Origin of the sequence: Streptomyces hygroscopicus subsp. hygroscopicus (assembly GCF_001553455.1) — a bacterium.
In the GTDB taxonomy this organism is placed as follows: Bacteria; Actinomycetota; Actinomycetes; order Streptomycetales; family Streptomycetaceae; genus Streptomyces; species Streptomyces hygroscopicus.
Genome location: NZ_BBOX01000035.1, coordinates 1 through 2,089, shown reverse-complemented (window position 1 = coordinate 2,089; position 2,089 = coordinate 1). Strand labels below are relative to the sequence as shown.

The following is a 2,089-nucleotide window of genomic DNA, read 5'->3' as shown; positions in this document are numbered from 1 at the left end:
CCCGCCGCACCCGGCCGGACGAGGGTGCCGACCGGATCCACCGAGCCCGCCGCCTCGAACCCCCAGTCGAAAAGCTTCGCGGTCTCCTTGTAGACCTCGATCCCGCCCCCCTGCTGCGGGTTCATGACGGTGACCAGCAGCACCCGGTTTCCGCGCTGCGCGACCCCGGTGAAGGTGGAGCCCGCGTTCGTGGTGTAGCCGTTCTTGACCCCGGCGATGCCCTTGTAGGGCTCGACACCGAAGCCGGTCAGCAGCCGGTTGGTGTTCTGGATGCCGAAACTCGAGCGGCTCTTCTTGCCCTTCTTGTCCTTGGCGTACGCCCCGGGGAACTGTGCGGTCGCCGTCGAGCAGTACTCCCGGAAATCCGCCTTCTGCAGCCCGGAGCGGGCGAAGAGGGTCAGGTCGTAAGCGCTGCTGACCTGGCCCTTCTCGTCATAGCCATCCGGGGTGACGACATGGGTGTCCCGGGCGTTCAGATACTTCGCGTGCGCCTGCATCTCCCTTACGGTCGCCGGGACGCCGCCGTTCATGGCCGACAGCACGTGCACCGCGTCGTTGCCCGAGCGCAGGAAGACGCCGAGCCACAGGTCGTGGACCGTGTAGGTGTAGTTCTCCTTGACCCCGACCAGGCTGCTGCCCTCTCCCATCCCCTCCAGGTCGGACAGCTCCACCTTGTGGGTCTTCGTCTTCGGCAGCTTCGGCAGCACCGTGTCCGCGAACAGCATCTTCAGGGTGGAGGCGGGCGGCAGCTGCCAGTGGGCGTTGTGCGAGGCGAGCACGTCACCCGACTCGGCGTCGGCCACCAGCCAGGACTTCCCGCTGAGCCCCTTGGGCAGTGCGGGCGCGCCCTGCTTCAGAGCCACCTGGGTGCCGGGGCGGCCGAGCCGCTTCCCGCCCACCGTGGACATGTGGGCGGGGGGCTTGGCCGCCGTGTCGGTGGAGCCGCCGGGCGGGTCGGTGGCGTGCGCCGGGGTGGCGGCGAGCGGACCGCACAGCAGGAGGGCGGCGGCGGTGGCCAGCGGTGCGGCGGCGCGGCGGGCGGTGGTGCGGCGAGTCGTGGTGCTGCGGCGAGTCGTAGTGCTGCGGTGGACACTCTTACGGGTGCGGTTTCGCACAGGAGTGCTGGTGAAGGAAGGAGTGGGCACGGTGGTGAACGTACCTAACGTCGCTGAGGAGGGCGACTCCGGCGCCGCCGTATTGACGACAGACCCCCGTGTGGGTGTATCGGGGGCCGTGCCCATACTGGGAACCATGAAGCTCAGCCGCCCGGTGTCCTGGTTCCTGCTCGCCTTCGGGGTCTGGAGCTGGGTCATCTGGTTCACCTTTGTCAAGAACTTGTGGAAGGACGCCAGCGGACTCGCCTTCGACGACTCCGGTGATCCCACCGCGTACTTTTGGGTGCATCTGCTGCTCGCGATCACCTCGTTTCTCTTGGGGACGGCGATCGGAGTGATCGGGTTGCGTGGGGTGCGAGCGCTGCGCCGCACCGACGCCTCCGAGTAGCCGTTCCAGGTAATCGCTAGGGGAGGGGGCCGGGGATGGTCGTGCTCTACGTCCTGATCGCACTGGCTGTCGTCGGTCTGCTGGCCGGTGTCCACTGGTACGTCTGGCGCCGTCTCGTCCACGACACGACGGCGCGCGGGGGACGGGCCCGCCGGGCGGGTACGACGGCGGCCTTCGCGCTGCCGCTGATCAGCGTCGGCGCGCTGATCGCGGGCCGTTCGGGCGCGCCCTTCGCCCTCCAGCGCGTGCTGGCCTGGCCGGGCTACCTCTGGCTCGCCCTGCTCCTGTACCTGACCCTCGCCCTGCTGGCCGGTGAGGCGGTGCGCCCCCTGCTGCGGGTATGGCTGCACCGCCGCGCCGCCGTGGGTACGCGGTCCACTGAGGCTGCCGGTACGCGGTCCACCGAGCCTGCCCGTACGCGGTCCACCGAGGCCGCCGGTACGCGGTCCAGCGAGCCCGCTGCTGTGCGGTACGCCGAGGACCCGGCGGCGGTCGCGGGGGCAGTCGCCGCAGGGCAGCCACCGGACGCTGAGCCGGCGGCTGCGGGCGGCCTGGCGGGCACCGCCGCGAGCAACGGCGACGGCGG

Annotated in this window: 2 protein-coding genes and 1 pseudogene; 2 read left to right on the top strand and 1 reads right to left on the bottom strand. The window is 70.5% G+C overall.

What is annotated here, in order from left to right; all coding sequences use genetic code 11:
• The coding region (locus tag AXW62_RS05155) for a D-alanyl-D-alanine carboxypeptidase family protein (protein ID WP_502688771.1) at positions 1-1,241 on the bottom strand (1,241 nt) is incomplete at its 3' end.
• On the opposite strand from AXW62_RS05155, the gene AXW62_RS45500 reads away from it, so the two are divergent.
• Together AXW62_RS45500 and AXW62_RS45495 are read left to right on the top strand one after the other, a co-directional pair.
• Positions 1,126-1,503 carry an SCO4848 family membrane protein gene (locus tag AXW62_RS45500; protein WP_502688772.1) on the top strand — a complete coding sequence of 126 codons (378 nt, stop codon included), beginning with the start codon at positions 1,126-1,128 and terminating at the stop codon, positions 1,501-1,503. The two genes, AXW62_RS05155 and AXW62_RS45500, sit on opposite strands and share 116 nt — an antisense overlap.
• A 35-nt stretch (positions 1,504-1,538) precedes the next feature.
• Positions 1,539-2,089: pseudogene (locus AXW62_RS45495) on the top strand (metallophosphoesterase); the annotation flags it as partial.